Genomic DNA, 15,106 nt, shown 5'->3' with positions numbered 1-15,106 from the left:
GATCCGGATCACGCCATGAACAACGCCGAAGTGAGAGAAGCCACGATGAACGAGCTGCCAACGAGCCCTGCGCCCGAGGCGGATGCCGCCCAGCGCCTCGATCTCGGCGACCCCGCCGCCTGGCACCGCGTGTCGCCGAAGTACCTCGTCGTGGAGATCGTCGGCACGGTGTTCGGCGGCTTGCTGTTCTGCGCGGGTGCCGCGGCGGTCTGGATCCTCGGCGAGCAGCAGTGGGCGCTCTGGGTCCTGATCGGAATCGCGACCGTGTTCATCGTGACGCTGACCGTCGAGCCACGCCGGGTGCGCTCGATCGGCTACCAGCTGCGCGCCGATGACCTGCTGTTCCGCCGGGGCATCATGTTCCAGCGCTTCGTGTCTGTGCCCTACGGCCGCATGCAGCTCGTCGACATCACGCGCAGCCCCGTTGCGCGGGCGCTCGGCCTGGCCGAGCTGAAGTTCGTGACCGCGGCAGCGGCCACCGGGGTCATCATCCCCGGGCTGCCCATGGATGAGGCCGAAGCGCTGCGCGACCGGCTGGTCGCACTGGCCGAGAGTCGCCGGGCGGGGCTGTGAGCCTGAACGACGTGGCTGCCCCCGGCATCCCTCCGCGCGGGGTGTCGAACCTCGCCGACGGCGAGTGGCACCGCCTGCACCCGGCCACGCCGCTCTTGAAGGGCGGCGTCGCGCTCATCGCCATCACCGGCATCGTGATCGCGAATCTGCGCGAGCGCCTGGTCGAGCTGTTCTTCGGGGTTCCGAGTTACGGCGGCGACCCGATCGACGAGATCTACAGCCGCGGCGCCGTGGGCTGGGCGCTGCTCGCGATCCTCGGCGTGCTGCTCGTGGTGATGGCGGGCTTCTACCTCTCGTGGCGCATGCACAGCTTCCGGGTGACGGAGGAGGCCGTCGAGGTGCGCAGCGGAATCCTGTTCCGCACCAGCAGGAAGGCCAGACTGGACCGGATCCAGGGCGTCAACATCGACAGGCCCCTGCTGCCCCGCATCTTCGGTGCGGCCAAGCTCGAGGTCGGCGTCGCCGGCCAGGACGCCAATGTGCAGCTGGCCTACCTGGGGTCGAGCCACACGGACGCCCTGCGCCGCGACATCCTGCGGCTGGCATCCGGCATGCGCCAGAACGCTGCAGCGCCGGCCGGTGCCGGAGCGGGCGCGGCAGCAGCCACGGCGGCACCGTCCGCTGAGCCCGCAGCCGGCACGGCCGGTGCCGCGGGCGCCCAGGCGCAGAGCGGCGAGGCGCACGCCCTCGACTCGCACGCCCCCGAGACACCCGGCGCCGTGCCGCACGCAACCGGGGCGCACGGCCTTGCGGCATCCGCCGGCGCGCTGATCACCCAGCGGGCCAACGAGTTCCTGGCTCCGGAGCTCGACCCGGATGCCGCGCCGCCGGAGTCCGTCGTGCACATCCCGCCGCTGCGACTCATCGCCTCGATCGCGGCGAGCGGGTTCACGCTCGTGCTGATCGCACTCGTGGTCGCCGTTCCGATCGCCCTGGCGAACCAGCAGTACTGGGTCATCTTCGGATTCGTGCCAGCCCTCATCGGTGGTGCCAGCTACTACATCAACCGCTTCACCAAGGGGCTGCGCTACACGATCGCCGGGACCGCCGACGGCGTGCGCGTCGGCTTCGGCCTGCTCTCGACGAGCAACGAGACGATTCCGCCCGGCCGCATCCACGCGATCGCCGTCACCCAGCCGCTGCTCTGGCGCCCATTCGGCTGGTGGACGATCCGCATCAACACCGCAGGGCACTCGCAGCAGAACGGGCAGAACGCCTCGAACACGACCGTGCTGCCGGTCGGCCGCATCGATGACGTCGAGCGCGTGCTTGCGCTGCTGCTGCCGGAATCCGGGCTCCTCCCCGCCGGGAGCGGGTTCACCGCCCTCGCGCCCGGCGCCGTGCCGGTCGAGCCGGTCGAGCGACCGGCCCTCACGATCGAGCCGCCCGCCGAGCCACCGGCCGATTTGGCGACCGGGCCATCGGCCGAGTCTCCGACCGAGCTCGAGTTGCCGACCGTCGCCGACGCCGCGATCCCCAGCCTGATCGAGCGCGGCCTCGTGTCCAAGGGCGGCGCAGATGGCTTCACGAACGCGCCGCGCCGTGCGGCCTGGCTGCGACCGTTCTCGTGGCGCCGCACCGGTTTCGCGCTCACCGAGAACACGGTGCTGCTGCGGCACGGGGTCGTCGCGCGCGAACTCGCACTCGTGCCGTTCGCCCGCATGCAGAGCGTCGGCGTCACCCAGGGGCCGATCCAGCGCAAGCTCCGTCTCGGTGGCGTGCACCTGCACACGGTCGCCGGTCCCGTCTCCGCGCGCCTGAGCACGATCGACGACGCGGTCGCCGCCGAACTCTTCGAGACGCTCGCGGCCGGAGCCGTGGCATCCGACGCCAGCGACACGAGCCACCGCTGGGGCTCCAGACAGGGAGCACAGTGATGGCGCAGCGTGCGGGCCGGCTCGGTGTCGGCATCGTCGGGGCCGGCAACGTCGGACCGATTCTCGGCGCCGCGCTGGCCGGCGCCGGCCACGCCATCGTGGGTATCTCGGCCATCTCCGCCGCGAGCCGCGAGCGGGCCGAGGCGATCCTGCCCGGCGCCCCGATCCTCGACGTCGACGTGCTGGTTGAGCGCAGCGAGCTGGTGATCCTGGCGGTTCCGGATGCCGAGCTCGCGCCGCTCGTGGCCGGGCTCGCCGCACGCGGCGCCTGGCAGCCGGGCCAACTCGTTCTGCACACGGCCGCCCGCTACGGGATCGGCGTGCTCACGCCCGCCCTCACCGCCGGCGCGATTCCGCTCGCCGTGCACCCGGCGATGACCTTCACCGGAACGAGCCTCGACCTGGCCAAACTCGCCGGCACCTGGTTCGCGGTGACAGCCCCGAGCCCTGTGCTGCCGATCGGTCAGGCGCTCGTCGTCGAGATGGGCGGAGAGCCACTCATCATCGCCGAGGCCGACCGCGCGGCCTACGCGGAGGCCGTCGACACCGCCGTCTCCTTCTCCACCGCCATCGTCGACCAGGCCGTCGCCCTCTTGGCCGGCATCGGCGTCGAGGCGCCCGGCCCCGTGCTCGCGCCGCTCGTTCGCTCGGCCGTTGAACGTGCACTCGCCAAGGCCGGTGGGGCGGATGCCGCGGACCCGACGCTGTTTGGCGGGCAGGCATTCGGCGGCCAGGAGTTTGGCGGGGACAGCGACGGCGCGTACGGCACCGACTACTACCTCAATGACGACCCAGAGGACCCCGCATGACCTTCTCCAGCCGGCCGAGCGCCCCCGCGACCCCCGTCGTGCTGACGACGGTGGCCGAGGTGCGCAGCGCCCTCGCCGCCGGGCGGGCGGGCGATTCGGCATCCGATGCCGGCATCGCACTCGTGCCGACCATGGGCGCGCTGCATGATGGACACCTCAGCCTGGTTCGCCGCGCGCGGGAGCTCGCAGGAACCGTCGTCGTGTCGATCTTCGTCAACCCGCTGCAGTTCGGCGCCGGCGAGGATCTCGACGCCTACCCCCGCACCCTGGATGCCGACCTGGCGGCCCTCGCGGCGGAGGGCGTCGAGTACGTATTCGCGCCGACCGCGCGGGAGATGTACCCGTCCGGGCCGAGCGAGACGCGCGTCACCGCCGGCCACATCGGGACGCTGCTGGAGGGCGCCACCCGGCCGGGGCACTTCGACGGCATGCTCACGGTCGTCGCGAAGCTCTTCAACATCGTGCGGCCGGACGTCGCCGTGTTCGGGCAGAAGGACGCCCAGCAGGTGTTCCTGGTGCGCCGCATGGTCGACGAGCTGAACCTGCCGCTCGCGATCGAGGTCGTGCCGACCGTGCGGGAGAGCGACGGCCTGGCCCTCTCCAGCCGCAACCGCTTCCTCGATGCCGGCGCGCGGCGGGCGGCGTTGGCGCTGAGCGGCGCGCTCCAGGCGGCGGATGCCGCGGCATCCGATGGCCTCGTCGAGTTGCTCGCCGAGGCGACAGCCAATTTCGGCGACCACGACGACGTGACGCTGGACTACCTGGTCGTCGTCGACCCGGCCAGCTTCCTGCCCGTCGACGAGCACTTCCGCGGCCCGGCGATCGCACTCGTCGCGGCCCGCGTCGGCGCGACTCGCCTGATCGACAACACGCCGATCACGCTCGGCTAGCGTTCCCGGTAGGGCTGGGAGCAGAGGCTCAGCTCGCGGCGACTACTCTTGACTACTGCGTGCGTATACGTCTCGATACCCGCATCACGCCCCAGTTCACGGAGAAGACATGGCCGACGCCCCCACCACGACCGAGCTCACCGCCGAGGAGATCGCTGCAGAGCAGCAGGACATCTCCGAGCAGAAGGCCGTGCGTCTGGCCAAGCGTGAGCGGCTCATCGCAGCCGCGGCCGACCTCGGTGGCGGCGCCTACCCGGTGAGCGTTCCCGTCACGACGACGATCCCCGCGCTCCGCGCCCGCTTCGGCGAGCTCGAGGCCGGCGCGGAGACCGGTGAGATCGCCGGCATCGCCGGCCGCGTGATGTACCTGCGCAACACCGGCAAGCTCTGCTTCGCCACGCTCCAGGCCGGCGATGGCAGCCGCATCCAGGCCATGGTGAGCCTTGCACAGGTCGGCGAGGAGAGCCTGGCCGAGTGGAAGGAGCTCGTCGACCTCGGCGACCACGTCTTCGTCGAGGGTGAGGTCATTTCCAGCCGCCGCGGCGAACTGTCGATCATGGTGACGAGCTGGCAGATCGCGTCGAAGACGCTGCTGCCCATGCCGAACCTGCACAACGAGCTCTCGGAAGAGAACCGCGTGCGCAGCCGCTACCTCGACCTGATCGCCCGCGAGCAGGCCCGCACCAACGTGATCGCCCGCGCCAAAGCGGTCGCCAGCCTCCGCCGCACCTTCGACGACCTCGGCTTCATCGAGGTCGAGACCCCGATGCTGCAGGTCATGCACGGCGGCGCATCCGCCCGCCCGTTCGTCACCCACTCCAACGCCTTCGACACCGAGCTCTTCCTGCGCATCGCGCCGGAGCTCTACCTGAAGCGCGCCGTCGTCGGCGGCATCGACCGCGTGTTCGAGATCAACCGCAACTTCCGCAACGAGGGTGCAGACTCCACGCACAGCCCCGAGTTCGCCATGCTCGAGGCCTACGAGGGCTACGGCGACTACAACTCGATCGCCGACCTCACCCAGAAGCTGATCCAGGATGCCGCCAGTGCCATCGCCGGCGGACACGTCGTCACCTGGGCCGACGGTACCGAGTACGACCTGGGCGGCCAGTGGGACCGCATCTCGATGTACGACAGCCTGAATGCGGCGGCCGGCACCGCGTTCACTCCGGAGACGCCGCTCAACGAGCTCAAGGCTCTCGCCGAGCGCGAGGGCATCGAGATCGATCACCCGATCCACGGCAAGTACATCGAAGAGCTCTGGGAGCACTTCGTCAAGGGCGGCCTCGTGCGCCCGACGTTCGTCATGGACTTCCCCGTCGACACGAGCCCGCTCGTGCGCGGCCACCGCTCCATCCCGGGCGTCGTCGAGAAGTGGGACCTCTACATCCGCGGCTTCGAGCTGGCCACCGGCTACTCCGAGCTGGTCGACCCGGTGATCCAGCGCGAGCGATTCATCGAGCAGGCCACTCTCGCCGCCGGCGGCGACCCGGAGGCGATGCGCCTCGACGAGGAGTTCCTGCGTGCGCTGGAGTTCGGCATGCCGCCGACCGGTGGCATGGGCATGGGCATCGACCGCCTGCTGATGGCGCTCACCGGCCTCGGCATCCGCGAGACCATCCTCTTCCCGCTGGTCAAGTAAGACCGCAGTCGGCACCGCTGCCGGCGACTCTGAGAACCGGAGACACAGATATGAACGACGAATTCCTCCCCAAGAGTGAGCTCGAGCCCGAGAAAGACCCGAAGAAGGTCTCCAACGGGCGCCTCGCGATCTGGATCATCGTCGGCGGTGTCGGGCTCTACCTGGTCGGCAGTGGCGTGTGGGGCATCATCACCGGAGGCTAGGTCTCGGGTCGGCCCCGCCAGCCCGTGGCTGTGCGTTCGTCGCCGGAACAGGCAGATGTGCGCCTGCGGCCGGAACAGGCAGATGTGCGCCTGCGGCCGCGAAAGCAGGCGGATGCGGCCGTTTCTGGCCGGAGCTGCCTGTTCTCGCTACGCGCTCAGTTGTGGGCGGCCGGACGCCAGAAGCGCCCGCACCACGGCGACGCAGCCGTCCAGGTCGAACATCACCTGCTCGTAGCCAAAGCGATGCCATCGGAATCCGCGAAGCACGAGGGCCGAGTTGCGCAGCCGGTCTCGCTGCGCTGACCGAGGGTCGTCGTGCCAGGCCTTGCCGTCTGCCTCGATCACCAGCCAGCCGTTGATCACAAGATCGACACGGCCGACGCCGTCGATTCGAACTTGGAGCTCGACGCTCCACCCCTCACGCTCGAAGGCCAGACGGAGCAGCGACTCGAGCCCCGACTCGGCGCGCGCATCGACGTGCCGCACGAGGCGGCGGACACGTCGCGGCATTCCAGGGCCGATGGTGAGCAGCCACTGTCGGCTCACCGCGCCCGAGTGCAGCGCGCTGTCGAAGGACGCCACGATCTGATCGTCGCTGAGGCAGCAGCGCGCATGCTGAAGAAGGGCATCGACGAGGCTCACTCGCCACTGCGGAGAACGTGGGCCGAGGGTTTTTGCCGGACCAGCGCCGGGGATCCTCAGCCGCCACTCGGTGTCTCGCATCGGCGGCAGACGGCTCGCGCTGTGCGGCGTTGCGACGCAGAGCGGGACCTCGTGTGGAACCCAAACACCGTAGCTCGCGAGTGCGCTGGCCCCGCCGAGCGTTCCCCGCAGCTCGACGGCCCGCACCGCGTCCGCTCTTGCCGCGGCTGTCGCAACCCAGCTGCGAGCGACGACGCGCAGCGCGCGTGACTCGATTTCCGCTCGAATGCTCCGAGCCGAGTGGCCAAGCTGCTGGAGCTGTCTGCGACGGGCGAGCCCGCCGAGTTGCTGCATGTCGTCCGCCAATGCGCGTGCCATCAGGCCAGCCTGCCGCGGCCGGCTCGCCGCCACTGGAGCCGGACGGAACCTGTGGATGGCGTCCGCCGGATGTCGCGCTGTGCACAACAGACGCCGCCGCCGCGCGAGCATACGGACCTCTTCGCGCCGGCTTCGCTGTGCGAGCGTGCTCTCGCTGGGCGATGGCGGCATCCGCGCGACGTCGCGGAAACAGGCAGCCGGCGTCATCCGGACGCGAAAGCAGGCGGATGCGGCCGACGGCGCATCCCCGGCCTGCTTTCGCAAGGTGGCACGCCCGGACCGCGGCAGGATGCCGTGGCACCCGCGCGCGGCAAAAGCAACGTATTCTGGAGGGGCTATGGATAATTTCTGGGTGAACGCGATCTTCTCGATTGTTCCGACGCTGCTCGTCGGAGTGATCTTCTGGATCATCATGCGCTCGATCATCCGAATGGACCGTACGGAACGCAAGGTGTACGCCCGTATCGAAGCAGAAGAGCGCGCGCGTCTGGGCCTCGACTCTCCGGCCCGATAGCCGCAGATGCTGATTGACTTCACGGATCCATCGGACACGTCGCTCGTCATACTCAGCCTCCTGCTGCTCGTGGACTTCGCCGTCCGCGTCACGGCGATCATCATCATCCCGCGCAATCGCCGGCCGACTGCCGCGATGGCCTGGTTGCTCGCCGTGTTCTTCATCCCCTACATCGGCATCGCGCTGTTCCTCCTGATCGGGAACCCGAAGCTTCCACGCAAGCGGATGGCGAAGCAACGCCGGATGGACGCATTCATCCGTGCGAACTCGGATGTCCCCGGCGGGCGACCACACAACGAGGACTGGCCGGAGTGGTTCGCCTCCGTCGCCCAGCTGAACCGCAATCTCACCTCGATGCCGATGGTCGACGGCAACACGGCGACCCTGCTCGAGCACTACGACGACACGATCATGGCGATGGCAGCCGAGATCGACAAGGCCGAGAAGTTCGTGCACGTCGAGTTCTACATCCTCTCCTGTGACCAGACGACGAGGGTGTTCTTCGACGCGCTCGAGGCGGCCGTCGCGCGCGGCGTCACCGTGCGCGTGCTGATGGACCACTGGGCCTCCTGGCGCACCCGCGACTACAAGCACACCGTCAAGCGACTCACCGCGATGGGGGCGCAGTGGCACCTGATGCTGCCCGTGCAGCCGTTGAAGGGCAAGTTCCAGCGCCCGGATCTGCGCAACCACCGCAAGATCCTCGTCGTCGACGGGCACGTCGGCTTCATGGGGTCGCTGAATGTGATCGACCGCAGCTACAACAAGCGCTCCAACATCAAGCGCGGGCTCAAGTGGCAGGAGCTGGTGACCAGGGTCGAGGGCCCCGTCGTCGATGCGCTCAATCTGATCTTCATCACCGACTGGTACATCGAGTCGGAGGAGCTGCTCGAGAAGGAGGTGCGGGTTCTCGAGTCGATCGACGACCCCACGCTGCTGGAGTGCCAGGTCGTTCCGAGCGGCCCGGGCTTCGAGGGCGAGAACAACCTGCGTCTCTTCCTCGCCCTGCTCTACGGCGCGCAGCACCGCATCGTCATCACGAGCCCGTACTTCGTGCCGGACGAGTCGATGCTCTACGCCATCACCACGGCGGTCGACCGTGGCCTCCGCGTCGACCTGTTCGTCTCCGAGATCGGCGACCAGGCCCTGGTCTGGCACGCCCAACGCTCCTATTACGAGGCGTTGCTGCGCGCCGGCGTGCGCATCTACATGTACAAGGCGCCGTACATCCTGCACTCCAAGCACTTCACGATCGATGACGACGTGGCCGTGATCGGATCGAGCAACATGGACATGCGCTCATTCGGCCTCAACATGGAGGTCTCCATGCTCGTGCGCGGCGAGAGCTTCGTGCGCGACATGCGAGTGGTCGAGGACCACTACCGCTCCGTCAGCAAGGAACTCACCCTCGACGAGTGGATGAAGCAGCCGCTGCGCTCGACCGTGCTGGACGGGCTCGCCCGCCTCACCTCGGCGCTGCAGTAAGACATCGCCTCGGCGGATCTCGATACGGCCGCAACGCGACGCGAAGCGTCGCGAAAGGCGGCAGCCCGAATCAGGCAGCCTCAGGCGCCGTCACCGATGCTGGCCCCGGTTTCAGTCGGCTCGCCCTAGCCGCGGGGCTTGAGCCGCACGGTGGGCAGCGCGGGCGCGGGCAGCGCCGATCCCGGGTAGTCCGCGACGATGCCGAAGCGACCGGATGCCGTGGCCGCCCCGGCCTCATTGATCACGTCGTGCTGCCAGTCGTGGCGGTAGTCGACGATCTCGTCGTGGTTGCGCCCGATGAAGTTCCACCACATCACGATCTCCTCCGTGAACGGCTCGCCGCCGAGCAGCATCACCCGCACGGGGTGCTCACCGGCCCGGAGCGTGACCGCGTGCCGGCCGGGTGCGAGGTAGCCGAGCTCCGAGCGTGCCAGCGTCGTCTCGGAGTCGCCGGCGTCGGCGTCATCCTCGTCATCGTGGAGCGTCACCGGGCCGGCGTCCACGAGCACACCGTGCTCGAAGGCGGGGTCGAGCGGCAGGGTGACGCTGCCGTGCGCCGGCAGATCGAGCTGGGCACCGAGCAACCGGCTGAAGACGATCGGGCCGGCAGGGAGCGGAACGTTCAGGCCCGGTCCTGCGACGCCGGCGGGTGCCGCGGCCGTGCCGGACTCCTGGTGCTCCGACGGCGTCTCCGCCTCGTCGGCGATGGCGCCGATGAACACGCGCAGCTCCGCGTCGCCGCGGCGCAGTGGCCGGGCGTCGTGACGCTCGAAGAACGGCTGGGTGGCGCGCGCGGCATCCGGGAGAACGATCCAGAGCTGCACGCCGTGCAGGGTGGTCGTGGCCGGGGTGGAGACCTCGGAGTGCGAGATGCCGCTGCCTGCTGTCATCAGGTTGAGCTCGCCCGGGCGCACCATGGCGTGGCTGCCGACGCTGTCGCGGTGCTCGATCTCACCCTCGAACAGCCAGCTCGCCGTCTGCAGACCCGTGTGCGGGTGCGGCGGGACGACCATCCCGCCGGTGGCGGCGACGTCGTCGGGGCCGTAGTGGTCGGCGAAGCACCAGGCCCCGATGGTGGTGCGCCCGCGCTGCGGAAGGGTGCGCCGCACCGGCATCGCCCGCGGCCCACCGAGGGGCACATCGCGCGGAAGCAGCACCTCGACGGGGGCCGGGCGGGCGGATGTCGCCGCCTCGATGTACTCGCAGATGAGCTCTGCCGGCTCGCGCTCAAGATTGCTCATATCCACAGCCTATGCCCGCGTGCAGAGGGCTAGTCTGGCGGCATGACACCGAGTCTCCGCTCCATTCGCCCCGCTGCCGCAGTGCTGCTTGCGGCATCCGTCGTGCTCACGATCAGCGCCTGCGCCAGCTCGGAGGGCGGAGTGGGAGGCGCCGGTGCGACGTTCAGCCCGGAGGAGGACTACGCCGGGCTTCCGGAGGGCATGGTCGGACTGCCGCAGAACCCGAGCGGCGAGCCGCAGCTGTATTGGTTGCAGGATGCCAGCCAGATCGGGATCACGCTGTGGGGGAGTTCGAGTTGCCCGCCGATCGTCGAATCGCTGACGCAGACCTCGGCAAACGCCTTCGAGGTGACGCAGCAGGAGATCCCGCCGAAGCCGTGCACACGCGACCTCGTGCCGCACACGACCGTCTTCGCGACGCCGACCGGGACGACGCCGAGCTCCGATGTGACGATCGTGCTCGACGGCACCAGCCTCACCCTCCCCGCCGAGCGCTAGCTCCGCGGAACGCCCGCCACTGAGCGTCTGGTTTCGGATGGTGTGGACGTTCTCAGGGTCCCGATGGGCGGTCGCGGCGCGCCCAAATCGGTGCTGTGGTGCGCCGCTCCTCTGGCGCTAGAGTGGCGGCATGGCTACTACCGTGCGCAACCGCTTCGTCATCGCAACCGTGGTTGCGGCATCCGCTCTGCTGTTGACGGGCTGCACGCCCGTCCCCAACACGCCGACCGGAGACTTCCCCGGTTTCCCGGAGGGCGTCGACGTCGAGAGCGATGCGCCGACAGGTGAGCCGCAGGCCGCCTGGATCGGCATCGGCAACAAGATCGCCATCACGATCTTCGGCAGCTCGACCTGCCCCTACGTCGGCAGCGCCATCAACGTCGAGAAGCAGGCGGGCGAGGGTAACGCGGTGAGCATTGAGGTCCCGCCGCTGCCCGACCAGCCGTGCACCATGGATCTGGTGCCCCACACGACCGAATTCTGGACCCCGCAGGACGTCACCACGACGGAGCCGCTCGAGATCACGGTGCTGGAGCAGACCATCGTGCTGCCGACGAAGGAATACAAGCCGGCCGAAGGCAAGCCCGCCGAAGACGAGCCGGAAGAAGACGCCGAGCACTAGCCAGCCGCGGCTCGCGCGTTTCTCAGGACTTCGCGCGGTTACAAGGACTGAATCCGCGATTCGATCCTTGCAGCCGCGCGAAGTACTTTTTTTGCAGCGGAGGTCCGCAGTCGAGGGGAGCGCTCAGCCGCGCCGGGTGCGCACCAGGAGCTCGCCCACCTCGCAGTCCAGCGCGTCGCAGATCGCCTGCAGGGTCGAGAAGCGGATGGCGCGGGCCCGGTCGTTCTTCAGCACGCTGAGGTTCACGATGCTCACGCCCACCAGCTCGCTCAGCCGCGTCAGCGTCATGCCGCGCTCGATAAGCAGCTCGTCGAGTCGGCAGCGGATGCCGTCGTCATCGCTCTCGGCGGGGGCCATCAGACCAGCCCATCGGTGTCGCGCTGCAGGCGTTCGCCGATCGCGAAGACCGTGCTCATCAGCGCGGCGACGAACGCCAGGAGCATGAGGCTGAACGGCTCGACGGAGATGATCACGTTATCGAAGGTGCGCTCGCTCAGCACCGCGAAGGCGCCATTCGCCGCCATGTTGCCGAGGAAGGGCACGGCGGCGTAGCCGACCAGCCCCACGATTCCCGCCGTGCTGACGAGCACGGTGTTGGTGCGGCTGAACACGACGCTGCGTGTCACGTTCCGGCCGAGCCAGATTAGCGCGACCACCACGGTGAGCACGGTGATGACAACCACGATCTGCTGGATCACGATCGCCCAGAGCGCCGCGACCGGTAGGGCGGGCACGGTGAGCATGGCCTGCTCGAGCTCGACGTCCACGGGGGAACCGTCGACGCCGATCGGAGCGGACGCGATGGTGCCGGCGAACTGCCCGAGCACGGCGACATCCCTGTTCGGCAGCACCTCCATGATCCGCTGGAACGCGGCGATGCCCGTCCACAGGGCGATCGCGGCACCGGCCACCATGAAGATCCACAGTCCGACGGCGTCTGACCGCTTGATGGTGTAGTTGGGCGCAGTGCGCATTGTCATGCTCCTTCACGTTTATCGATAACAACGATTATCGTTAAGGTACGGCCGGATGCCGGGGCTGTCAACTGTGCGGCGGCTGTGCGTTGTATCGGGCGTCCGCGGCATCCCGTGTCACATCGTCATGCTCTGGGCGAACACAGGCACACGCGGACTCTGCGCTGGTTACTCTCTATGTATCGGCGCCGCATACCTGCGTGGCGTCGCGAGGAGTGATGATGTTCGAGAGATTTACCGACCGTGCCCGCCGCGTCGTTGTCTTGGCCCAGGAAGAGGCCAAGATGCTCAACCACAACTACATCGGAACCGAGCACATTCTGCTCGGGCTGATCCACGAGGGCGAGGGTGTCGCGGCCAAGGCGCTCGAGTCCCTCGGCATTTCGCTCGACGCCGTGCGCGAGCAGGTGCAGGACATCATCGGTCAGGGTCAGCAGCAGCCGACCGGCCACATTCCCTTCACGCCGCGCGCGAAGAAGGTGCTCGAGCTCTCACTGCGCGAGGCGCTGCAGCTCGGCCACAACTACATCGGAACCGAGCACATCCTGCTCGGCCTCATCCGCGAGGGTGAGGGCGTCGCAGCTCAGGTTCTCGTCAAGCTCGGCGCCGACCTCAACCGCGTGCGCCAGCAGGTCATCCAGCTTCTCTCCGGCTACCAGGGCAAGGAGCAGGTCGCCGTCGGCGCCAACGAGCAGACGCAGGCCCAGGGCGGCTCGCAGATCCTCGACCAGTTCGGCCGCAACCTCACGCAGGCTGCCCGCGACGGCAAGCTCGACCCCGTGATCGGGCGCGAGAAGGAAATCGAGCGCGTGATGCAGATCCTCTCGCGTCGATCCAAGAACAACCCCGTGCTGATCGGTGAGCCCGGCGTCGGCAAGACCGCCGTCGTCGAGGGCCTCGCCCAGGCCATCGTCAAGGGCGACGTGCCCGAGACACTCAAGGACAAGCAGCTCTACTCGCTCGACCTCGGTTCGCTCATCGCCGGAAGCCGCTACCGCGGTGACTTCGAGGAGCGCCTGAAGAAGGTCACCAAGGAGATCCGCACCCGCGGCGACATCATCATCTTCATCGACGAGATCCACACGCTCGTCGGTGCCGGTGCCGCAGAGGGCGCCATCGACGCGGCCTCGATTCTGAAGCCGCTGCTGGCCCGTGGCGAGCTGCAGACCATCGGTGCGACGACCCTCGACGAGTACCGCAAGCACTTCGAGAAGGATGCCGCACTCGAGCGTCGCTTCCAGTCGATCCAGGTAGCGGAGCCGAGCCTGCCGCACACGATCAACATCCTCAAGGGTCTCCGCGACCGCTACGAGGCGCACCACAAGGTGTCCATCACCGACGGTGCCATCGTCGCGGCGGCGAACCTCGCCGACCGCTACATCGCCGACCGCTTCCTGCCGGACAAGGCCATCGACCTGATCGACGAGGCCGGCGCACGCCTGCGCCTCTCGATCCTCTCGAGCCCGCCCGAGCTGCGCGAGTTCGACGAGAAGATCGCCGTCGTGCGTGGCAACAAGGAAGCCGCCATCGAGGACCAGGACTTCGAGAAGGCCGCCAGCCTGCGTGACGAGGAGAAGAACCTCCTCGGCGAGCGTCTGCGCCTCGAGAAGCAGTGGAAGTCCGGCGACGTCAAGACGACCGCCGTCGTGGATGAGGGACTCATCGCCGAGGTGCTCGCTCAGGCCACCGGCATCCCCGTGTTCAAGCTCACCGAGGAGGAGTCCTCGCGACTCGTCTTCATGGAGAAGGCCCTGCACCAGCGCGTCATCGGTCAGGAGGAGGCCATCTCGGCGCTCTCCAAGACGATTCGCCGCACCCGTGCCGGCCTGAAGGACCCGAAGCGCCCCTCCGGCTCGTTCATCTTCGCCGGTCCGACCGGTGTCGGAAAGACGGAGCTGGCCAAGGCGCTCGCCGAGTTCCTGTTCGACGACGAAGACGCCATCATCTCGCTCGACATGAGTGAGTACGGCGAGAAGCACACGGTCTCGCGCCTGTTCGGTGCTCCTCCTGGATTCGTCGGCTTCGAAGAGGGTGGCCAGCTCACCGAGAAGGTGCGCCGCAAGCCGTTCTCCGTCGTGCTCTTCGACGAGATCGAGAAGGCCCACCCGGACATCTTCAACTCGCTGCTGCAGGTGCTCGAGGAGGGCCGCCTGACCGACGGTCAGGGCCGAGTCGTCGACTTCAAGAACACCGTCATCATCATGACCACGAACCTCGGTTCGAAGGGCATCTCCGGCGGTCCCGTCGGCTTCCAGGTCGAGGGTGACAGCGCGGTCGGGTACGACATCATGAAGGGCAAGGTCGTCGAAGAGCTGAAGAAGCACTTCAAGCCCGAGTTCCTCAACCGTGTCGACGAGACGATCGTCTTCCCGCAGCTGAGCAAGCCGGAGCTGCTGCAGATCGTGGACCTGTTCATCAAGCGTCTTTCCGAGCGGATGCTGGACCGCGACATGACGGTCGAGCTCACCCTCGCCGCCAAGGAGCGCCTCATCGAGGTCGGCTTCGACCCCGCCCTCGGTGCGCGTCCGCTCCGTCGTGCCGTCCAGCACGAGGTGGAGGACCTGCTCTCCGAGAAGATCCTGCACGGCGAGCTCAACTCGGGCGACCACGTGCACGTGGACTTCGTCGATGGCAAGTTCGTCTTCACCACCACGCAGCGTTCGGTCGCCGCGACATCCAACGTGAACGCCGGAGCCGCACTCGGCACCGGTCCGGTCACGCCGGGCATCGCGATCGCCGGCTAGGCACAGCACAACCA

The 15,106-nt window shown here is 68.4% G+C and carries 14 protein-coding genes; 10 read left to right on the top strand and 4 right to left on the bottom strand.

Annotation, left to right across the window (positions count from 1 at the left end; translation table 11 throughout):
* The first annotated feature begins 45 nt into the window (after positions 1-45).
* From ASC66_RS04555 to ASC66_RS18045, 6 genes are all read left to right on the top strand, one after another.
* The gene (locus tag ASC66_RS04555) at positions 46-573 is read left to right on the top strand and encodes a PH domain-containing protein (protein WP_055836342.1); all 528 of its coding nucleotides are present in this window, start codon (positions 46-48) and stop codon (positions 571-573) included.
* Entirely contained in the window at positions 570-2,450 is a 1,881-nt protein-coding gene (locus tag ASC66_RS04550; protein ID WP_055835205.1) for a PH domain-containing protein, read from the top strand. Before ASC66_RS04555 ends, ASC66_RS04550 begins: the two co-directional genes overlap by 4 nt.
* On the top strand, positions 2,450-3,259 hold the full coding sequence (locus ASC66_RS04545) for a Rossmann-like and DUF2520 domain-containing protein (RefSeq protein ID WP_082492006.1): 810 nt from the start codon (positions 2,450-2,452) through the stop codon (positions 3,257-3,259). The genes ASC66_RS04550 and ASC66_RS04545 overlap by 1 nt, the downstream gene beginning before the upstream one ends.
* Entirely contained in the window at positions 3,256-4,149 is an 894-nt protein-coding gene (gene panC, locus ASC66_RS04540; RefSeq protein WP_055835201.1) for a pantoate--beta-alanine ligase, read from the top strand. The genes ASC66_RS04545 and panC overlap by 4 nt, the downstream gene beginning before the upstream one ends.
* A 109-nt stretch (positions 4,150-4,258) precedes the next feature.
* Positions 4,259-5,791 carry a lysine--tRNA ligase gene (gene lysS / locus ASC66_RS04535; RefSeq protein ID WP_055835199.1) on the top strand — a complete coding sequence of 511 codons (1,533 nt, stop codon included), beginning with the start codon at positions 4,259-4,261 and terminating at the stop codon, positions 5,789-5,791.
* A 50-nt stretch (positions 5,792-5,841) separates the two neighbouring features.
* Complete coding sequence (locus ASC66_RS18045) at positions 5,842-5,994, top strand: hypothetical protein (RefSeq protein WP_157509645.1); 153 nt, start codon at positions 5,842-5,844, stop codon at positions 5,992-5,994.
* A gap of 147 nt (positions 5,995-6,141) precedes the next feature.
* On the opposite strand, the gene ASC66_RS04530 is transcribed toward ASC66_RS18045, so the two are convergent.
* The gene (locus ASC66_RS04530) at positions 6,142-7,440 is read right to left on the bottom strand and encodes a hypothetical protein (RefSeq protein WP_157509644.1); all 1,299 of its coding nucleotides are present in this window, start codon (positions 7,438-7,440) and stop codon (positions 6,142-6,144) included.
* Between the two features lie 94 nt (positions 7,441-7,534).
* Between ASC66_RS04530 and cls the strand changes: the two genes are divergently transcribed.
* The gene (cls, locus tag ASC66_RS04525; RefSeq protein ID WP_055835193.1) at positions 7,535-9,013 is read left to right on the top strand and encodes a cardiolipin synthase; all 1,479 of its coding nucleotides are present in this window, start codon (positions 7,535-7,537) and stop codon (positions 9,011-9,013) included.
* 125 nt (positions 9,014-9,138) lie between these two features.
* Here cls and ASC66_RS04520 read toward each other — a convergent pair whose 3' ends face one another.
* Positions 9,139-10,254 carry a pirin family protein gene (locus ASC66_RS04520; protein ID WP_055835190.1) on the bottom strand — a complete coding sequence of 372 codons (1,116 nt, stop codon included), beginning with the start codon at positions 10,252-10,254 and terminating at the stop codon, positions 9,139-9,141.
* 42 nt (positions 10,255-10,296) lie between these two features.
* Between ASC66_RS04520 and ASC66_RS04515 the strand changes: the two genes are divergently transcribed.
* Both ASC66_RS04515 and ASC66_RS04510 read left to right on the top strand, forming a co-directional pair.
* Positions 10,297-10,752, top strand: a complete 456-nt coding sequence (locus tag ASC66_RS04515; protein WP_157509643.1) for a hypothetical protein — start codon at positions 10,297-10,299, stop codon at positions 10,750-10,752.
* 130 nt (positions 10,753-10,882) lie between these two features.
* Entirely contained in the window at positions 10,883-11,374 is a 492-nt protein-coding gene (locus ASC66_RS04510; RefSeq protein WP_157509642.1) for a hypothetical protein, read from the top strand.
* A gap of 123 nt (positions 11,375-11,497) precedes the next feature.
* On the opposite strand, the gene ASC66_RS04505 is transcribed toward ASC66_RS04510, so the two are convergent.
* Both ASC66_RS04505 and ASC66_RS04500 read right to left on the bottom strand, forming a co-directional pair.
* Positions 11,498-11,731, bottom strand: coding sequence for a helix-turn-helix domain-containing protein (locus ASC66_RS04505; RefSeq protein WP_055835181.1), 234 nt, complete (start codon positions 11,729-11,731; stop codon positions 11,498-11,500).
* A complete protein-coding gene (locus ASC66_RS04500) occupies positions 11,731-12,348 on the bottom strand; it encodes a hypothetical protein (protein ID WP_055835178.1) in 618 nt (205 codons plus the stop codon). Before ASC66_RS04500 ends, ASC66_RS04505 begins: the two co-directional genes overlap by 1 nt.
* A gap of 221 nt (positions 12,349-12,569) precedes the next feature.
* Between ASC66_RS04500 and ASC66_RS04495 the strand changes: the two genes are divergently transcribed.
* Positions 12,570-15,092 carry an ATP-dependent Clp protease ATP-binding subunit gene (locus tag ASC66_RS04495; protein WP_055836339.1) on the top strand — a complete coding sequence of 841 codons (2,523 nt, stop codon included), beginning with the start codon at positions 12,570-12,572 and terminating at the stop codon, positions 15,090-15,092.
* Positions 15,093-15,106: the final 14 nt, after the last annotated feature.

Source organism: Leifsonia sp. Root4 (assembly GCF_001425085.1).
GTDB lineage: Bacteria > Actinomycetota > Actinomycetes > Actinomycetales > Microbacteriaceae > Microterricola.
This window is presented reverse-complemented; position numbering and strand designations above follow the sequence as displayed.

Excerpts from the sequence above, each read along its gene's own strand:
- ASC66_RS04500 (WP_055835178.1), bottom strand. The coding sequence starts at position 12,348 with ATGCGCACTGCGCCCAACTACACCATCAAGCGGTCAGACGCCGTCGGA.
- panC (WP_055835201.1), top strand. The coding sequence starts at position 3,256 with ATGACCTTCTCCAGCCGGCCGAGCGCCCCCGCGACCCCCGTCGTGCTG.
- ASC66_RS04555 (WP_055836342.1), top strand. The coding sequence starts at position 46 with ATGAACGAGCTGCCAACGAGCCCTGCGCCCGAGGCGGATGCCGCCCAG.
- cls (WP_055835193.1), top strand. The coding sequence starts at position 7,535 with ATGCTGATTGACTTCACGGATCCATCGGACACGTCGCTCGTCATACTC.
- ASC66_RS04510 (WP_157509642.1), top strand. The coding sequence starts at position 10,883 with ATGGCTACTACCGTGCGCAACCGCTTCGTCATCGCAACCGTGGTTGCG.
- ASC66_RS04505 (WP_055835181.1), bottom strand. The coding sequence starts at position 11,731 with ATGGCCCCCGCCGAGAGCGATGACGACGGCATCCGCTGCCGACTCGAC.
- ASC66_RS04515 (WP_157509643.1), top strand. The coding sequence starts at position 10,297 with ATGACACCGAGTCTCCGCTCCATTCGCCCCGCTGCCGCAGTGCTGCTT.
- ASC66_RS18045 (WP_157509645.1), top strand. The coding sequence starts at position 5,842 with ATGAACGACGAATTCCTCCCCAAGAGTGAGCTCGAGCCCGAGAAAGAC.
- ASC66_RS04530 (WP_157509644.1), bottom strand. The coding sequence starts at position 7,440 with ATGATCGAGCGCATGATGATCCAGAAGATCACTCCGACGAGCAGCGTC.
- ASC66_RS04495 (WP_055836339.1), top strand. The coding sequence starts at position 12,570 with ATGTTCGAGAGATTTACCGACCGTGCCCGCCGCGTCGTTGTCTTGGCC.
- ASC66_RS04520 (WP_055835190.1), bottom strand. The coding sequence starts at position 10,254 with ATGAGCAATCTTGAGCGCGAGCCGGCAGAGCTCATCTGCGAGTACATC.
- lysS (WP_055835199.1), top strand. The coding sequence starts at position 4,259 with ATGGCCGACGCCCCCACCACGACCGAGCTCACCGCCGAGGAGATCGCT.
- ASC66_RS04545 (WP_082492006.1), top strand. The coding sequence starts at position 2,450 with ATGGCGCAGCGTGCGGGCCGGCTCGGTGTCGGCATCGTCGGGGCCGGC.